This is a genomic window from Streptomyces sp. Xyl84 (assembly GCF_059731885.1).
The window spans coordinates 4,907,823-4,923,786 of record NZ_AP029182.1; the positions used below are offsets into that span (position 1 = coordinate 4,907,823).

The window sequence follows — 15,964 nt, forward strand, 5'->3', positions numbered from 1 at the left end:
GCTGTCGGCGGTCCGTGAGACCCTTGGTCTCAAGTGACCGCCGACGGAAAGCCCTGTAGTGACCGCGACCGACCGTTCCCTCGAGCTGATCAACGCCGCCGCCCAGGCGGCCGCCGACAAGCTCGCGCACGACATCATCGCCTACGACGTCAGTGACGTCCTGTCGATCACCGACGCCTTCCTGCTGGCGTCCGCACCCAACGACCGCCAGGTCAAGTCCATCGTCGACGAGATCGAGGAGCGGCTGCTCAAGGAGCTGGGCGCCAAGCCGGTGCGCCGCGAGGGCGACCGCGAGGCCCGCTGGGTCCTCCTCGACTACGTCGACATCGTCGTCCACGTCCAGCACAGCGAGGAGCGTGTCTTCTACGCCCTGGAGCGGCTGTGGAAGGACTGCCCCGAGCTGGAACTGCCCGAGGACGCCAGGGCGACCCGGGGCAAGGCCGAGGAGCACGCCAGGCTCCAGAGCGCCGAGGAGCCGGCCCAGCCGGACGGTGAGTGGCGGTGAGCGGCGCCGGTGAGGGAGCCGGCCGGCCGCAGGGCCGGGGCCGCCGCGTCATCCTGTGGCGGCACGGCCAGACGTCCTGGAACGTGGAGCGCCGCTTCCAGGGCTCCACGGACGTCGAGCTGACCGAGACCGGCATCGGCCAGGCCCGCCGCGCCGCCCGCCTGCTGGCCTCCCTCGGTCCCGACGCGATCGTCTCCTCCGACCTGAAGCGGGCCGCCCGCACGGCCGCGGAGCTGGCCGCCCTCACCGGCCTGGACGTCGCCCGGGACGAGGGCCTGCGCGAGACCTACGCGGGTGTCTGGCAGGGGCTGACGCACGAGGAGATCATCTCCCGGTACGGCGAGGAGTACTCCGCGTGGAAGCGCGGCGAGCCGGTACGCCGGGGCGGGGGCGAACTGGAGAGCGAGGTCGCCGACCGCGCCGCCCCCGTGGTGCTGCGGCACGTGGACAAGCTGCCGGAGGACGGTACGCTCGTCGTCGTCAGCCACGGCGGCACCATCCGCACTACCATCGGGCGCCTCCTGGGCCTGGAGGCCCGTCACTGGGAGAGCCTGGGCGGCCTCTCCAACTGCTGCTGGTCCGTCCTCGGCGAGGGCGCCCGCGGCTGGCGCCTGCTGGAACACAACGCCGGCACCCTGCCGGAACCGGTCCTGGGCGACGACACCTGACCCGAGCCCCCACCCGTATCGCCGCGGGGACCCGCCCGCGCAGATGCCCGGTCCCGCCTGCCCTGCCGCGCGGGGCCGCCGGCTTCGCCGTCCCGGGCCGCCCGTGCGAGCGCGCCGCCCCGCAGGGCCCGGGCGCCCGAGCCCGCCCGCTCTGCCGCGCGGGCCCGCCCGCCTCGCCGTCCTGGTCCGCCCGTGCGAGCGCGCCGCCCCGCCGCTGACGGATGCCGCCCCACCGGGCCCAGGCGCCCGGGCCTGCCCGCTCTGCCGCGCGGGCCCGCCCGCCTCGCCGTCCTGGTCCGCCCGTGCGAGCGCGCCGCCTCGCCGCTGACGGGTGCCGCCCCACCGGGCCCAGGCGCCCGGGCCTGCCCGCTCTGCCGCGCGGGCCCGCCCGCCTCGCCGTCCTGGTCCGCCCGTGCGAGCGCGCCGCCTCGCCGCTGACGGGTGCCGCCCCACCGGGCCCGGGCGCCCGGGGCCGCCCGCTTCGCCGTCCTGGTCCGCCCGTGCGAGCGCGCCGCCTCGCCGCTGACAGGCGCCGCACCATCACGCCCTGAGTCGCCCCACCGCCGCGCGGGGCCGCCGCCCCCGCGCTCACGGCCGGACCGGACGGCCCGGCCGCCCCCTCCGCCGACCGCCGGGCCGGCGTGGCCGTTCGTACCGCCGCGCCTGGCCGACCCCGCGACGCGGCCCGTTCCTCCCCATGGCGCCACCCGGCCGCCGCCCGGTCGGCGCGACGGACCGGGCCGTCCGTCTCCGACGGGTCGGCCCGGCCGGGACCCCGCGAGGCCCGGATTTCACTTTCCGGCAGGTCGCAGGCTAAAGTTCTTCTTGTTCGCCCCGCCGAGCGGGGAGCGAACGAGGGGCTATAGCTCAGTTGGTAGAGCGCCTGCATGGCATGCAGGAGGTCAGGAGTTCAATTCTCCTTAGCTCCACAGATCGGCACCCTTCACGGGTGCCAGTGATCGGTGATGAGAATCCCGTCCCTGAAGGGGCGGGATTCTCTGCGTTCCGCCCCCGCCGGCCGAGCCCCCCGAGGCCCGGGGGCGTATGCCTCCGCGAAGACACCCCGGCGTGCGCCTGCCCGCCGGCCCGGTCGCCGCGCCGGCCGCCGTGGCCGGACCGGTACCGAGGCGTCGCTGACCGTATTGGCCCGGCCGTGGCAGAATCAAACGGCCGGAAGGGGGCGCGGCCCGACTGGGAGGGAGTGACGATGCCTGCGAGCATCCTCGAGGAGGGCGGTCACCTCCTCGGCGCGGCGTTGATACGGGACACCGTCACCCGCCTCGTCTGCCCCTCCTGCGGCTCGCTCCACGTGGCCCAGGTCCTCGGTGACAACGGCGGGGTGTCGTACGTGTGCACGGCCTGCGGCCACAGCTGGAGCTGATCGATGGGTGCACACAGGCGAAAGTGCGACTGGTGCGGCAGCGGTACGCCGATCGTCCGTGACATGGAGCCGATCAACCCCGACTACCAGTACTGGTGCGAGGAGTGCGCGCGGGCGCTGATCATAAAAGGCGACCCGATCGAGACGTACCGCGAGCTGGAGGGCGAACCGATCTACGGGCGGCTGCTGGAGGAGCACTGCACGCTGAAGCGGTTCTACTCGTTCGTCACGGCGTGAGCACCGCAGGTCAGAGCCGCCGCGTCCCCCGCCCGAGTGGTGAATACCGGTCATAACGGGCATAGCGGAAACCGATTTGGTGAAGCACCCCCTGGACCGTGTAATGTTGGCGTCGCCGCCGGGGAAACCGGGCGGAACGAAGCAAGGGGCTATAGCTCAGTTGGTAGAGCGCCTGCATGGCATGCAGGAGGTCAGGAGTTCAATTCTCCTTAGCTCCACAGAAGTCGAAGGCGGGTCACCCACCAGGGTGGCCCGCCTTCGGCGTACCGCTCGCGTGGCGGCCTGCGGACCGGTGCATGCACCGCCTCTCCCCGGCGTGCCGGCCTGCCTGCGGACCGCCGCCGCGCCGCCCGCACGCTCAGCCGGCCGCACGCTCAACGGCCCGCCGCACGCCGCCCGCGCCCTGGGGAGGGGGGCCGGCGCAGGTACCGCGAGGCCGCCCGCGATCACGGCCGCTCACCGAGGAGCGCGCCGGTCGGGCCGGCGCTCCTCCGCCGGCGGTCGTCACGCCGGGTGATCACAAGGCTGTCGCGGGGCGCTCGACGGCTGCGGTACCCTGACGCCATGCGTGCCGTACGCCTTCTGCTTAGCGAGCCGCGCTGATCAGTCCCGACCGCCGGGCGAATCGGTTGGTCGGAATCGGCGCGGCGTCCCCTCCTGTGCGAGGGGATTTTTCATTTCCGGAAAGTCGCAGCCGCGGGCAGAGACGATCGATGGAGCTTTGAGGATCATGAGCGAGACGAACCCCGCCGCCCCCGCCGCCATGTCGGCGGAGGCTGCGCCGCACCGCTACACGGCCGCCGTGGCGGCCGACATCGAGGCACGCTGGCAGGACTTCTGGGACGCGGACGGGACGTACGCCGCGCCCAACCCCAAGGGTGACCTGGCGGGCGACCCCGAGCTGGTCGCCCGCCCCAAGAAGTTCATCATGGACATGTTCCCGTACCCCTCCGGTGCGGGCCTGCACGTCGGCCACCCCCTGGGCTACATCGCCACCGATGTGTACGCCAGGTTCCAGCGCATGACCGGCCACAACGTGCTGCACACCCTCGGCTTCGACGCCTTCGGCCTGCCCGCCGAGCAGTACGCCGTGCAGACCGGCACGCACCCGCGCGTGTCCACCGAGGCCAACATCGAGAACATGAAGGCCCAGCTGCGCCGGCTGGGCCTGGGCCACGACAAGCGCCGGTCCTTCGCCACGATCGACCCGGACTACTACAAGTGGACCCAGTGGATCTTCCTGCAGATCTTCAACTCCTGGTACGACGACGAGGCCCGGCAGGCCCGCCCGATCACCGAGCTGATCGCGCGGTTCGAGTCCGGTGAGCGGCCCGTACCGGGGCACAAGCGCGCGTGGGGCGAGCTGAGCGCCGCCGAGCGTGCCGACGTCCTGGGCGAGTTCCGCCTGGCCTACGCCTCCGACGCGCCCGTCAACTGGTGCCCCGGCCTGGGCACCGTGCTGGCCAACGAGGAGGTCACCGCCGAAGGCCGCTCCGAGCGCGGCAACTTCCCGGTCTTCAAGGCCAAGCTGCGCCAGTGGAACATGCGCATCACCGCCTACGCCGACCGGCTGCTGGAGGACCTGGAGGAGCTGGACTGGCCGGACGCCATCAAGCTGCAGCAGCGCAACTGGATCGGCCGCTCCGAGGGCGCCCGCGTCGACTTCCCGATCGACGGCGAGAAGATCACCGTCTTCACCACCCGCCCGGACACCCTGTTCGGCGCGACGTACATGGTGCTGGCCCCCGAGCACCCGCTGGTCGAGAAGTTCACCCCGGCCGCCTGGCCGGAGGGCACCCACGACGTGTGGACCGGTGGCCACGCCACCCCCGCCGAGGCCGTCGCCGCCTACCGAGCGCAGGCCGCCGCCAAGTCCGACGTGGAGCGCCAGGCCGAGGCCAAGGACAAGACCGGCGTCTTCATCGGCGCGTTCGCGACCAACCCGGTCAACGGCGAGCAGGTCCCCGTCTTCATCGCCGACTACGTCCTGATGGGCTACGGCACCGGCGCGATCATGGCCGTCCCGGCGGGCGACCAGCGCGACTTCGAGTTCGCGCGCGCCTTCGAGCTGCCGATCCGCTGCGTCGTCGAGCCGACCGACGGCCGCGGCACGGACACCTCCACGTGGGAGGACGCCTTCGGGTCCTACGACGCGAAGATCATCAACTCCTCCAACGACGAGATCACCCTGGACGGCCTGGGCGTCGTCGACGCCAAGGCGCGCATCACCGAGTGGCTGGAGCGGTCCGGCACCGGCGAGGGCACCGTCAACTTCCGCCTGCGCGACTGGCTGTTCAGCCGTCAGCGCTACTGGGGCGAGCCCTTCCCGATCGTCTACGACGAGGACGGCATCGCCCACCCGCTGCCCGAGTCGATGCTGCCCCTGGAGCTGCCCGAGGTCGAGGACTACTCGCCGCGCACCTTCGACCCCGACGACGCCGACACCCAGCCCGAGACGCCCCTGTCGCGCAACGAGGACTGGGTCAACGTCACCCTGGACCTGGGCGACGGCCCCAGGAAGTACCGCCGCGAGACCAACACCATGCCCAACTGGGCCGGTTCCTGCTGGTACGAGTTCCGCTACCTGGACCCGCACAACGAGCGGCAGCTGGTCGACCCGGAGATCGAGCAGTACTGGATGGGCCCCCGCGAGGGCCGGCCGCACGGCGGTGTCGACCTGTACGTCGGCGGCGCCGAGCACGCCGTGCTCCACCTGCTGTACGCGCGCTTCTGGTCCAAGGTCCTGTACGACCTGGGGCACGTCTCCTCCGCCGAGCCGTTCCACAAGCTGTTCAACCAGGGCATGATCCAGGCCTTCGTCTACCGTGACAGCCGTGGCATCGCGGTGCCCGCCGCCGAGGTGGAGGAGCGCGACGGCGCCTACTACCACCAGGGTGAGAAGGTCTCCCGGCTGCTGGGCAAGATGGGCAAGTCCCTGAAGAACGCCGTCACCCCGGACGAGATCTGCGCCGAGTACGGCGCCGACACGCTGCGCCTGTACGAGATGGCGATGGGCCCGCTGGACGTCTCCCGGCCGTGGGACACGCGCGCGGTGGTCGGCCAGTTCCGGCTGCTGCAGCGGCTGTGGCGCAACATCGTCGACGAGGCCACCGGCGAGGTCACCGTCACCGACGCCGAGCCCGACGAGCAGACGCTGCGCGCCCTGCACAAGGCGATCGACGGCGTGCGCCAGGACCTGGAGGGCCTGCGCTTCAACACCGCCATCGCCAAGGTCACCGAGCTGAACAACCACCTGACCAAGACGGGCGGCCCGGTACCGCGCGCGGTCGCCGAACCGCTGGTGCTGATGGTGGCCCCGCTGGCGCCGCACATCGCCGAGGAGCTGTGGCACAAGCTGGGCCACACCGACTCCGTCGTCCACCGCGACTTCCCGGTCGCCGACCCGGCGTACGCGGTCGACGAGGCCGTGACCTGCGTCGTCCAGATCAAGGGCAAGGTCAAGGCGCGCCTGGAGGTCTCCCCGTCCATCTCCGAGGACGAGCTGGAGAAGGTCGCGCTGGCCGACGAGAAGGTCGTCGCGGCACTGGGCGGCGCGGCCGTCCGCAAGGTGATCGTGCGGGCGCCGAAGCTGGTGAACATCGTGCCCGCGTGACGTGACGCGCGCTCGCCTCGGGGTAGTCCCCTACGGGCAGGTTCGGGGTTCTGCCGGAACCCTGGACCTGCCCTGGGCGTTTACCGTGGAAGAGCGGCGCGGCCTGCGCCGCCGAGCCGAGGAGGAGCTTCGTGGAAGCAGTCGTCGCGGTCGTCGCCGTGCTCTTCGTGCTCTGTCTGGCCCTCGGCGCCTACGCCACGGTCAAGGCGGTCGGTGCCGCCAAGCGCGGCGTGGACCGCACGATCGGCCAGGCCCGCCGCGCCGTGGAGGACCAGGCCCTGCGGGCCAAGTCCTTCGCCCAGCCGGGCCCGGCGGGCGAACTGGCCCAGCTCCGGCTCACCCTGCGCACCTCGATGCGCGCCACCCAGGACGCCCTGCACGCGGGCGCGGCCGAGGACGAGTCCCTCAAGGAATCCGTCGCCCTGTTCGACCGCCTCAGCGCCCACGGGCACGAGCTGGACCACGAACTCAAGCGCCTGGAGAGCGAGCCGGACCGGGCGACGCTCGCCGAGCGGCTGCCGCACCTGACCGAGCGGACCCGGCGCATCACGCAGTCGGCCGACGCCCTGCGCTGGGCGGCCCGCGACCGGGCCCGCCGCTTCGCCGACGACGATCTGGACGCCCTGAGCGCCCAGATCGGCGTCGAGGCCGACGCCCTGCGGCACTGGACCAGCGCGCAGCCCGCGGCCGACACCCCCGCATGGGGCGAGCCCTCCACCGCGCCGCCGCGCGCCGGGACACCGGCCGCCGGGGCCCCCGGGTCCGACGAGCGGACCCCGCCGGCCGAAGCCCCCCGGCCGGACTCCGCCCAGGACCGGACCCGCGCCGCCCTGACCCCGCCGGGACGCCGCCCCCCGTACTCCTGGCAGAAGAAGCCCCGCCCGGAGAGCACCACCTGATCCGGCCACGCGCACACCCGGTCAGAGGGGCTGGGCTGCCGCCCCGGCGCTACGGCAGGTAACCTCCAGCTCATGTCCCGCCATGTCGCGATCGTCACCGATTCAACGGCCTACCTGCCGCCGCGGACGATGGAGCGCCACGGCATCACCACGGTCCCGCTGACCGTGGTCCTCGGCGACCAGGCGCTCGAAGAGGGCACCGAGATCTCGACCCGCTCCCTGGCCCAGGCGCTCCAGAAGCGGCGGTCCGTCACCACCTCGCGCCCCAGTCCCGCGCTGTTCGCCGAGACCTACCGCAAGGTCGCCGCCTCCGGGGCGACGGAGATCGTCTCGCTGCACCTGTCCGCCGAGCTGTCGGGCACCTACGACGCCGCCGTGCTCGCGGCGCGCGAGGCACCGGTGCCGGTCCGGGTCGTGGACACCGGGACCGTCGCGATGGCACTCGGCTTCTGTGCCCTGGCCGCCGCCGAGACGGCCGGCGGCGGAGGCACGGTGGACGAGGCGGTCACGGCCGCCGAGAAGCGGGCCGCAGGCACCTCCGCCTACTTCTACGTCGACACCCTCGACTATCTGCGCCGCGGCGGCCGTATCGGCACCGCGCAGGCCCTGCTCGGTTCCGCCCTCGCCGTCAAGCCCCTGCTGCAACTCCAGGACGGCCGGATCGAACTGCTGGAGAAGGTACGGACGGCCTCCAGGGCGATCGGCCGCCTGGAGGAGATCGTGGCCGAGCGGGCGAGCGGAGCAGGCATCGACCTCGCCGTCCACCACCTCGCCGCCCCCGACCGGGCGGCGGCCCTCGCCGACCGGCTGCGGGCCCGTGTACCGGGCCTCGCCGACCTGCACGTGAGCGAGGTCGGTGCGGTCATCGGCGCGCACACCGGACCCGGGCTGCTCGGGGTCGTGGTCTCTCCGCGCTGAGACGCCGACGGACCGGACGCGACGAGGCTGCCGGGGCGGCTCGGTCGTCGACGGAGCGGTCGGGGACGGCCCAGCCGTCGACGGAGCTGGGGAGACAACTCAAGGGATCACTCGTGCGGGTGACGGAGTTGTCCACAACCGGTGGGTAGTCCCCGGGAATCGAGCAAGATCATCGCGGGGTGGCCGGGCTGCCCGATGCTGACGGCATGGCACTTCGATCACGCTCACGTTCCGGTCCGGCGGCCGCCACCAGCGGTCCCGGCCGCGTTCCCGGTTCGGACGGCCGGACCCGCGACCGCCGTCACCCGCACCGTGGCCACGCTCCCGCACGGCACGCCCTGCGTCAGCGGCAGGCCCCGGCCGAGGATCTGCGCCGGCGCGCGGAAGTCCTCTTCGCCGGCTCCACGGCGCCGGCCGGGGGGTCGGGCAGCGGACCGCCTCGGACCCCTGGGCCGGGCACGGCCGACGCGGTGCGCACCGGGGAGGCGGTCGGCGAGGCCGGCGCGGGTGCGGTGGCGGGCGCGTCCGACGGGGCCGACACGTCCTACGCCCCTGACGCATCCGACGTGCCAGGTGCCCCCGACGTGCCCGGCGCCCCCGACGTGGCCAGCACCCGCGACGTGGCCGACGCGGCGCGGACCTGGCAGGACCGGACGCCGCGGCAGGGGACGTGGCGGGACCGGACGTCGCACGAGCGGACCCCGGGGGAGCGGGCGCCGCACGACCGGACGTCGCACGACCGGGCCCCGGGGGACCGGACGTGGCGTGAGCGGGCCGGTCTCGCGCTGCGGGAGCGGATGCCCCTGTGGTTGCAGACGCGGTGCGCGCTCGAGCGCAGGAACGTGATCGCCCTCACGGTGGTGCTCGTGGCTGTCGCGGCCCTGGCCGTACAGCACTTCTGGACCGGCCGCACCCAGTCCGTCGCGGCCCCCGAAGTGGTGCGTGCGGCGGCACCGCGCCCCGGTCCGGACGAGGGCAGGAGCGCCCGTGCCGGCACCTCGGTCTCCGCACCGGCCGCCGCCCCCTCGTCCGGGGCGCCGCAGATCGTGGTGGACGTCAGCGGCAAGGTCCGCCACCCCGGGGTCCACCGCCTCCCGGCGGGTGCCCGGGTGGCCGACGCGATCCGGGCGGCGGGCGGCGCACGGCCGGGCACCGACCTCGGCGGTCTCAACCGGGCCAGGTTCCTCGTGGACGGCGAACAGGTGGTCGTCGGCGGACCGGCACCCGCGACAGGACCGGCCGGGACAGGACCGGCCGCGCCGGGCGGGGCGGCCGGCGGCGGGTCCGGTCCGGGCGCGGCAGGGGCACCGGCGGCCCCCGTCTCCCTCAACACCGCCACCGCCGACCAGTTGGAGACGCTGCCCGGCGTCGGCCCGGTACTGGCCCGGCACATCATCGACTACCGCACGCAGCACGGAGGGTTCCGTTCGGTGCGGGAACTGCGGCAGGTCAGCGGTATCGGCGACCGCCGCTTCGCCGACCTGCGCGACCTGGTGCGGGAATGAGCGCGGACAGGAAGGCGCCGACCGGAGCCCCGTCCGGGCCTCCCCCCGCCACGCCCGCCGGCCGCACTCGCCCGCCGGTGCACGCCGACGCCGGCAACCGGCTCGGAGCCGCTCACCCCCGGCAGGAGGGACCGGCCGACCTCCGGCTCGTGCCACCCGCGCTCGCGGCCTGGGCGACGGCGGCCCTGGCACTGGACGTCTCCGCGAGGTGGGCGACGGGTTTCGTGATCGTCTGCCTCGCGACGACCGCCGTCCTCGTCCTCAGCCGTCGGCACGGGCACCGGCACCCGCCGGACCGGACACGGACCGGGCGGCTGCCCAGGGCTCGGACGGGCCGCCTGCACGGCGCCGCGCCGGCCTGGGTGCGCACCTCCGTCTCGGCCGCGCTGCTCGCCGCCGCGGCAGCCGCCGCCTCGGCGGGACTGCACGGCGCGGACCTGCGGCGCGGCCCGGTGCCCGGGCTGGCACGGCAGTACGCGACGGTCACCGCGGAGGTGGAGCTGACCTCCGACCCGCGGCTCACCCGGCCCCGGGTCAGCGGCGACCACATGGCACCGGTCTCCGTGCTGGTGGACGCCGAGGTGCGACGAGTGCGGGGACCGGACGGAGCGGAGGCGAGGACCCGCGCCCCGGTGCTGGTCCTCGTGGACGCCGGCGCGCGGGGAGACGAGGGGCCGGGTGCGTCCGCCGCCCGGGGCGGGGGCTCGCCCTGGCTGGGACTGCTGCCGTCCACGCGGCTGCGGGTGACGGCACGGCTGGCGCCCCCGCTGACGGGCGGCGACCGGATCGCCGCGGTGCTGAGGGTCCGGGACGGCGCGGCGCCCGAGGTGACCGGGGGCCCGTCCGGCCCGCAGCGCCTGGCGGGACGCCTGCGGGCCGGGCTGCGCGCGGCGACCGACGGACTCCCGGCGGACGCGCGGGCCCTGCTGCCGGGACTGGTCGTCGGGGACACCTCGCGGATCAGCCCAGAACTGGACGAGGCGTTCAAGGAGACCGACCTCGCCCACGTCCTGGCCGTCTCGGGAAGCAACCTCACGATCCTCCTCGCCCTGCTCATCGGGCCGCCCGGCCTGGCCCAGCACGCCGAGCGCCGGGGCCTCGCGCCCGGACTCGGCCTGCCGCTGCGGGTCACCGCACTGCTGGGCGCGGCGCTCACCCTCGGCTTCGTCGTCGTGTGCAGGCCCGACCCGAGCGTGCTGCGGGCCGCGGCCTGCGGGGCGGTGGTGCTGCTCGCCCTGGCCACCGGACGGCGCAGATCGCTGATCCCCGCCCTGGCCACGGCCGTGCTGCTGCTGGTGCTCTACGACCCGTGGCTGTCCCGCAGTTACGGCTTCCTGCTCTCGGTCCTGGCGACCGGCGCCCTGCTCACGCTGGCGCCCCGCTGGAGTGCGGCGCTGCACCGGCGCCGGGTGCCCGCCCGCCTGGCCGAGGCACTCGCCACGGCAGCCGCGGCGCAAGTGCTGTGCGCGCCGGTCGTCGCCGTGCTGTCCGCCCGGGTGAGCCTGGTGGCGGTGCCGTGCAACCTGCTGGCGGAGATCGCGGTCGCCCCCGCCACGGTGCTGGGCTTCGCGGCGCTGGCGTGCGCCCCGGTGGCCATGGCGCCGGCCAAGGCGCTCGCCTGGTGCGCGAGCTGGCCCACCAGGTGGATCGCGGGCGTCGCCCGCACCGGAGCGGGACTGCCCGGCGGGGGAGTGGACTGGCCGGGCAGCTGGACCGGAGCGCTGCTGCTGGGGCTGGTCACGGTGGGGGCCGTGCTGCTGGGCCGGCGGCTGCTGGGGCGTCCGTGGCTGTGCGGCGTCTGCGGGGTGCTGCTCCTGCTGGCGGTGGTGCGGCCGCCGTCGCTGACCCGGGTGCTCACCGGCTGGCCGCCGCCGGGGTGGCGGTTCGCGATGTGCGACGTGGGGCAGGGCGACGCGACGGTGCTGGCGGCGGGGCCGGGAGCCGGTGTGGTGGTGGACGCCGGACCCGATCCCCACCGCGTGGACCGCTGCCTGCGCGCCCTCGGGATCACCCGGATCCCGCTGGTCGTCCTGACCCACTTCCACGCCGACCACGTGACCGGCCTGCCCGGTGTTCTGCGGGGGCGCTCGGTGGGCGCGATCGAGACCACCGGGTACGAAGAGCCCGCCGAACAGGCCGGGTTCGTGCGGAAGGAGGCGGCGCGGCGGGGCGTCCCGCTCACCCGTGCCGTCGCGGGGGAGGAGCGGCGCACGGGCGCACTGTCCTGGCGGGTCCTGTGGCCGCCGGACCGCCCGTCGGCCCGGCCCGACGGCCCCAACGACGCCAGCGTCACCCTGCTCGTCCGCTCCGGCGGCCTGCGGCTGTTGTTGCTGGGCGACCTGGAACCCCTCGCCCAGCAGGAGTTGGCGCGCTCCCCAGAGGCGGCAGGGCTGACCCGGGTAGACGTCCTCAAAGTCGCCCACCACGGATCGGCGTATCAGGACCCCGACCTGATACGGCTGGTGTCCCCGAGACTGGCCCTGATCTCCTGCGGCGCGGACAACATGTACGGCCACCCCGCCCCGCGCACGGTGGCGGCCCTGCGGGCGGAGGGCGCGACGGTCCTGCGAACGGACCACGACGGCACACTGGCCGTCACCGGGGAGGGCACGGCGCTGCGCGTGGCCCAGGAGTGAGGACACGGCTGTCGCGCGGGCGGAGGCGCACCTCTGCGGGCGCGGCGTCCGGGTGAGCATCTTCCGCTCACGCGGGCCGGTGGACGTCGCGGTGCGAGTGGCGCATCGCCCGGGCCGCCGACGCGGTCGGCACCGGGCCGATGCGTGCTGTCGCTGCCGAGCGCGGCCAAGGGTGAGGGGGGTGTGGTCAGTTCGGAGGCGGTGGGGGGACTGTGCGAAATCACGCCGGGAGCGGTGAATTCGGGCCACACGGTGCCACTCGTGCGAGCCGCAGCACATGTGATGGTTTCCCATGATGTGATCCCGTGTTGCCTCGAAAGCCTCATCGGTGATCGAATGTTTCTTTGGTAACAGCTGTTTTCACATCGTGCAGAAGGTGTCGTAGATGATCGGCCGGTTGCTGGGAAGCCGAACGAAGCGGGCGCAACGGACGAGTCCCCTGGCGGCGGTGTGGACCCCACCGAGCGCGGGGGCGCTCAGCTGCCGGGTGCTCGACCCTGTCAACCAGCCGGTGCCGCAGGCGGAGTTCACGGTGATCGACACCGCGGGGCGCAAGGTGGTCAGCGGCGGGACGGACCCGTTCGGGTCGTTCGTGGCGGCGGTGCCTGCGGGGGAGTACCGGCTCGCGGTGTCCGCCGAGGGGTACGCGCCCTACCGGGCCGCGGCGACGGTCGCGGAGAACTCGCTCACCTCGCTCGGAGATGTGACGCTCCAGGTCACGCAGCCGCCCGAGCTGCCCGCGCCCGGCGACTGGGAGATCGAGCCCACGCATTCCGCGATCGGTTTCACCGCCCGGCACATCGGGCTGGCCCGGATCCGCGGCCGGTTCAACTCGTTCGCCGGGGTGGTGCGGGTCGCCGAGGACGTCGAGCGTTCGGCGATGCACGTGGTGATCGACGCGGCGTCCATCGACACCAACGTCAGGATGCGCGACGACCATCTGCGTTCGGGGGACTTCCTGGACGTGGCGCGGTTCCCGACCCTGGAGTTCTACAGCGACCGGTTCGCGCACCGCGGCGGCAACAAGTGGGCCGTCACCGGAGCACTGTCGCTGCACGGCGTGACCCGTACGGTCACCCTGGACACCGAGTACCTCGGCCTCGGCAACGGCATGGAGGGCGAGGTCCGGGCCGCCTGCCGCGCCACCACCGAACTGCACCGTGACGACTTCACGGTGAGCTGGCAGACGATGCTGGCGCGCGGCATCGCCGTGGTGGGCCCGACCATCAAGGTGGAACTCGACATACAGGTCGTGCCCAAGGGCTGAGCGGCCGGCCACCGTCGCTGACGGGACGCACACGCGGTGACCGACAATGGCGTGCGTGAGTGACGTGAGACATGTCCTGGTGCTGCCCGACCGCGATGCGGCGGAGGAGGCCGCGGAGGCGCTCGGGGAGCGGTTCGGGCTCCGGGAGGAGCCGCAGCTGGTACGGGACGCGCTGGCCGGCGAGGACGACGCCGAGGACGCCCAGTGGCTCGTCGTCCTGCGCGACGAGGAGGACCGGCTCGACCCGGCGGAGCTGGACGCGTTCGCGGGGGAGTGGGACGGCTGGCGTGAGGAGCCGTAGCGACGGGGAGCGGTAGCGGTGAGTCGTCGCAGTGACGAGGAGCCGTGGCAGCGGGGCGTCGTGGCGGCAGGGCACCGTGATGGCGGGGCGTCGTGGCGGCAGCGGCGCCCTGGTGCCGGGTCGTCGTGGTGGCGGGGCGTCGTCGCAGCCGGGGACGAGTCGTGCGTCCTGATCCGCCCCGATGCCTCTGATGCGCCCCGGTGCCGCATGGGCGGTCGCGGGGCGGGGGCGTTGTCAGCGGGGCGTGCGATGCTTGTCGCGATGGCCAGGAAGACTGCGAACGACGACCCTCTCGCCCCGGTGACACTCGCCGTGGGCCAGGAGGACCTGCTGCTCGACCGTGCCGTGCGGGAGGTGGTGGCCGCCGCGCGGGCCGCCGACGCCGACACGGACGTGCGGGACCTGACCCCGGACCAGTTGCAGCCCGGCACGCTCGCCGAGCTGACCAGCCCCTCGCTCTTCGCGGAGCGCAAGGTCGTGGTCGTCCGCGGCGCACAGGACCTGTCGGCCGACACGGTCAAGGACGTGAAGGCGTACCTGGCCTCGCCCGCCGAGGAGATCACCCTCGTGCTGCTGCACGCGGGCGGTGCCAAGGGCAAGGGTCTGCTGGACGCGGCCCGCAAGGCGGGCGCGCGGGAGGTGGCCTGCCCGAAGATGACCAAGCCGGCCGACCGGCTGGCCTTCGTGCGGGGCGAGTTCCGCGGGCTGGGCCGCTCGGCGACGCCCGAGGCGTGCCAGGCGCTGGTCGACGCCATCGGCAGTGATCTGCGGGAGCTGGCGTCGGCGGTGTCCCAGCTCGTCGCGGACGTGGAGGGCACGATCGACGAGGCCGTCGTCGCCCGCTACTACACGGGCCGGGCGGAGGCCTCCAGCTTCACCGTCGCCGACCGGGCCGTCGAGGGCCGTGCGGCGGAGGCCCTGGAGGCGCTGCGGTGGTCGCTCGCGACCGGCGTGGCGCCGGTGCTGATCACCAGCGCGCTGGCGCAGGGCGTGCGGGCCATCGGCAAGCTGTCCTCGGCGCGCGGCGGGCGCCCCGCCGACCTGGCGCGGGAGCTGGGCATGCCGCCGTGGAAGATCGACCGCGTCCGCCAGCAGATGCGCGGCTGGACCCCGGACGGGGTGGCGGTGGCCCTGCGCGCGGTGGCCGAGGCGGACGCCGGCGTGAAGGGCGGCGGCGACGACCCGGAGTACGCCCTGGAGAAGGCAGTGGTCACCATCGCCCGCGCGGCCCGCTCACGAGGACGCGGCTGAGCCCGCTCCCGCCCGAACGGCACGGAACCTCCCTCGCGGAGGGTGCCGTCGCTCGCCCTCCCCCGGACGGCCCCAGCACCGGCTTCCCGCACCGAACCCCCCTCGCGGAAGCACCGTCGCCCTCCCTCGGACGGCCCCAGTACCGCCCGCCCCCGACACGAACCGCCCCGACGTCCTCCCCCCAGCAGAAAGCCGAAGGCCCCGTCGGCCGTCCCTGGGGAAGGGAGGGCCGTCGGGGCCTTCGGATGACGCTCGTGGACCCATGCCCGCGTGGCGAACGCAGGCCGCGCACGGGTCCGGGGGGCCGGGCGGGAGCGGATGAGAGAGGGCCCGCTCGGGTCCGTCCGGCGTCAAGTCAGGGACTCAGCCCTGGAGGGACGCGACCTTCGAAGCAAGCGCCGACTTCTTGTTGGCGGCCTGGTTCTTGTGGATGACGCCCTTGGAGACGGCCTTGTCGAGCTGGCGCGCGGCAGCGCGCTGGTACTCGGTGGCCTTCTCGACGTCACCCGCGGCAGCGGCCTCGCGGGCCTTGCGGATCGCCGTCTTCAGGGAGGACTTGACCGCCTTGTTGCGCAGCCGAGCCTTCTCGTTGGTCTTGATCCGCTTGATCTGGGACTTGATGTTCGCCACGAATGAGCCTTCTCTTTCGAAAATTTTCCGATGTGCCTCGCGCTAGAGGGCATGAGACACAGCCCCCCACGTTACCAGCGGCCCGTTCCAGCGCCCAAACCGGTCGCGGCGCACCGGTCCCGGCCGGACATGGGACCATGGAAAGACTACGTA

At 74.0% G+C, this 15,964-nt stretch carries 13 protein-coding genes and 2 tRNA genes; 14 read left to right on the top strand and 1 reads right to left on the bottom strand.

Annotated features, from left to right (window positions below):
- Positions 1-58 precede the first annotated feature (58 nt).
- The 14 genes from rsfS (at position 59) to holA (ending at position 15,181) form a co-directional block, all read left to right on the top strand.
- Positions 59-505: a ribosome silencing factor gene (gene rsfS, locus AC6I72_RS21260; RefSeq protein ID WP_498002698.1), complete on the top strand. Its 447-nt coding sequence runs from the start codon at positions 59-61 to the stop codon at positions 503-505.
- The gene (locus AC6I72_RS21265; RefSeq protein ID WP_498002699.1) at positions 496-1,173 is read left to right on the top strand and encodes a histidine phosphatase family protein; all 678 of its coding nucleotides are present in this window, start codon (positions 496-498) and stop codon (positions 1,171-1,173) included. The genes rsfS and AC6I72_RS21265 overlap by 10 nt, the downstream gene beginning before the upstream one ends.
- Before the next feature lie 856 nt (positions 1,174-2,029).
- A tRNA-Ala gene (locus AC6I72_RS21270) sits at positions 2,030-2,102 on the top strand.
- Between the two features lie 278 nt (positions 2,103-2,380).
- Entirely contained in the window at positions 2,381-2,554 is a 174-nt protein-coding gene (locus tag AC6I72_RS21275; RefSeq protein ID WP_366724292.1) for a hypothetical protein, read from the top strand.
- A gap of 3 nt (positions 2,555-2,557) precedes the next feature.
- A complete protein-coding gene (locus AC6I72_RS21280; RefSeq protein WP_006136074.1) occupies positions 2,558-2,791 on the top strand; it encodes a hypothetical protein in 234 nt (77 codons plus the stop codon).
- Positions 2,792-2,936: 145 nt separating this feature from the next.
- Positions 2,937-3,009: transfer RNA gene (locus AC6I72_RS21285), tRNA-Ala, on the top strand.
- A 512-nt stretch (positions 3,010-3,521) separates the two neighbouring features.
- Complete coding sequence (leuS, locus tag AC6I72_RS21290) at positions 3,522-6,404, top strand: leucine--tRNA ligase (protein WP_498002700.1); 2,883 nt, start codon at positions 3,522-3,524, stop codon at positions 6,402-6,404.
- A gap of 131 nt (positions 6,405-6,535) precedes the next feature.
- Positions 6,536-7,303, top strand: a complete 768-nt coding sequence (locus AC6I72_RS21295) for a hypothetical protein (protein ID WP_498002701.1) — start codon at positions 6,536-6,538, stop codon at positions 7,301-7,303.
- 72 nt (positions 7,304-7,375) lie between these two features.
- On the top strand, positions 7,376-8,221 hold the full coding sequence (locus tag AC6I72_RS21300; RefSeq protein ID WP_498002702.1) for a DegV family protein: 846 nt from the start codon (positions 7,376-7,378) through the stop codon (positions 8,219-8,221).
- Between the two features lie 785 nt (positions 8,222-9,006).
- On the top strand, positions 9,007-9,726 hold the full coding sequence (locus tag AC6I72_RS21305) for a ComEA family DNA-binding protein (RefSeq protein WP_498004759.1): 720 nt from the start codon (positions 9,007-9,009) through the stop codon (positions 9,724-9,726).
- Positions 9,727-9,803: 77 nt separating this feature from the next.
- Positions 9,804-12,362 carry a ComEC/Rec2 family competence protein gene (locus AC6I72_RS21310; protein ID WP_498002703.1) on the top strand — a complete coding sequence of 853 codons (2,559 nt, stop codon included), beginning with the start codon at positions 9,804-9,806 and terminating at the stop codon, positions 12,360-12,362.
- Between the two features lie 385 nt (positions 12,363-12,747).
- Positions 12,748-13,629: a YceI family protein gene (locus tag AC6I72_RS21315; RefSeq protein ID WP_498002704.1), complete on the top strand. Its 882-nt coding sequence runs from the start codon at positions 12,748-12,750 to the stop codon at positions 13,627-13,629.
- A 55-nt stretch (positions 13,630-13,684) separates the two neighbouring features.
- Positions 13,685-13,930 carry a hypothetical protein gene (locus AC6I72_RS21320; protein WP_078883927.1) on the top strand — a complete coding sequence of 82 codons (246 nt, stop codon included), beginning with the start codon at positions 13,685-13,687 and terminating at the stop codon, positions 13,928-13,930.
- Positions 13,931-14,191: 261 nt separating this feature from the next.
- Positions 14,192-15,181: a DNA polymerase III subunit delta gene (holA, locus tag AC6I72_RS21325; protein ID WP_498002705.1), complete on the top strand. Its 990-nt coding sequence runs from the start codon at positions 14,192-14,194 to the stop codon at positions 15,179-15,181.
- Positions 15,182-15,544: 363 nt separating this feature from the next.
- Here the strand turns inward: holA and rpsT are convergent, their stop codons facing one another.
- A complete protein-coding gene (gene rpsT / locus AC6I72_RS21330) occupies positions 15,545-15,811 on the bottom strand; it encodes a 30S ribosomal protein S20 (protein ID WP_133041041.1) in 267 nt (88 codons plus the stop codon).
- Positions 15,812-15,964: the final 153 nt, after the last annotated feature.

Coding starts and splice junctions, on each gene's coding strand:
- AC6I72_RS21275 (WP_366724292.1), top strand. CDS start 2,381: ATGCCTGCGAGCATCCTCGAGGAGGGCGGTCACCTCCTCGGCGCGGCG.
- AC6I72_RS21280 (WP_006136074.1), top strand. CDS start 2,558: ATGGGTGCACACAGGCGAAAGTGCGACTGGTGCGGCAGCGGTACGCCG.
- leuS (WP_498002700.1), top strand. CDS start 3,522: ATGAGCGAGACGAACCCCGCCGCCCCCGCCGCCATGTCGGCGGAGGCT.
- AC6I72_RS21300 (WP_498002702.1), top strand. CDS start 7,376: ATGTCCCGCCATGTCGCGATCGTCACCGATTCAACGGCCTACCTGCCG.
- AC6I72_RS21315 (WP_498002704.1), top strand. CDS start 12,748: ATGATCGGCCGGTTGCTGGGAAGCCGAACGAAGCGGGCGCAACGGACG.
- holA (WP_498002705.1), top strand. CDS start 14,192: ATGGCCAGGAAGACTGCGAACGACGACCCTCTCGCCCCGGTGACACTC.